General features: G+C 47.9%; 1 protein-coding gene and 1 pseudogene. Both read left to right on the top strand.

Translation table 11 applies throughout. The features are described 5' to 3' along the window. A partial coding sequence (gene hscA / locus R7Q48_RS24150; RefSeq protein WP_318132606.1) for a Fe-S protein assembly chaperone HscA occupies positions 1-1338 on the top strand: 1338 nt, incomplete at its 5' end. Positions 1339-1350: 12 nt separating this feature from the next. Next, positions 1351-1447 (top strand): annotated as a pseudogene (locus R7Q48_RS24145) (ISC system 2Fe-2S type ferredoxin); the annotation flags it as partial.

The raw sequence follows: 1447 nt of genomic DNA, 5'->3' as shown, positions 1-1447 counted from the left end.
AAGCTAGCGGGTTTACATGTATTGCGTCTTCTCAATGAGCCAACCGCAGCGGCGATTGCCTACGGTCTGGATTCAGGTCAAGAGGGCGTGATTGCAGTTTACGATTTAGGTGGCGGTACGTTCGATATCTCTATCCTACGTTTATCGAAAGGCGTATTTGAAGTATTAGCAACAGGCGGCGACTCTGCACTTGGCGGTGATGACTTTGACCACCTATTAGCGGATTACCTAATGGAGCAAGCTGGCCTAGAAGCGCCGCTTTCTGCTGAGAAAAACCGTGCATTACTGAACATTGCAACGGCTACCAAAATTGCTTTCTCTGAGCAAGACAGCGTAGAAGTTGACGTGTTTGGCTGGAAAGGCACTGTAACACGCGAGCAGTTCGAAGACCTGATTCGCCCACTCGTGAAGAAAACTCTGATGTCTTGTCGTCGTGCACTGAAAGATGCTGACGTAGAAGCGGAGGAAGTACTTGAAGTTGTGATGGTTGGTGGCTCAACTCGTACCTTGCTTGTCCGTGAAATGGTGGGCGAATTCTTTGGTCGCACACCACTCACTAGCATCAACCCTGATGAAGTGGTGGCTATTGGTGCGGGTATCCAAGCAGATATTCTTGCTGGTAACAAGCCTGACTCTGAAATGCTGCTGCTTGACGTGATTCCATTATCATTGGGTATTGAAACCATGGGTGGGTTGGTTGAGAAAATCATTCCGCGCAACACCACGATTCCTGTTGCTCGCGCGCAAGAGTTTACCACCTTCAAAGATGGTCAAACGGCGATGAGCGTGCACGTTGTGCAAGGTGAGCGCGAGATGGTGGATGATTGTCGTTCACTTGCGCGTTTCTCAATAAAAGGTATTCCTCGTATGGCGGCAGGTGCAGCGCACATCCGAGTGACGTACCAAGTTGATGCTGACGGTTTACTATCTGTGACTGCAATGGAAAAGAGCACTGGTGTTCAGTCCGAAATTCAAGTGAAACCTTCTTACGGTTTAAGCGATAACGAAGTTGCGAACATGCTGCGTGATTCGATGACTCACGCCAAAGAAGACATGCAAGCTCGTGCGTTAGCTGAACAACGCGTTGAAGCCGACCGGGTGATTGAAGGTTTGATCGCTGCAATGCAAGCTGATGGTGATGAACTACTATCAGAGCAAGAAAAACAAGATCTATTAAAAGCCATTGAAGCACTGATTGAGCTGCGTAATGGTGATGATGCAAATGCCATTGAGCAAGGCATCAAAGATACAGACAAAGCTAGCCAAGACTTTGCGTCACGCCGTATGGATAAATCGATTCGAGCTGCGTTGTCAGGTCAATCAGTAGACGATATATAAGAGAAAGTAGTTATGCCTAAGATTATTGTATTACCACACGACGATTTGTGCCCAGAAGGTGCAGTGTTGGAAGCGAAGACGGGTGAAACCGTTCTAGACGTAGCACTAA

The organism is Vibrio sp. 378 (assembly GCF_033339435.1).
Note: the sequence above shows the minus strand (reverse complement) of the source record. Positions and strands in the feature narration are given on the sequence as shown.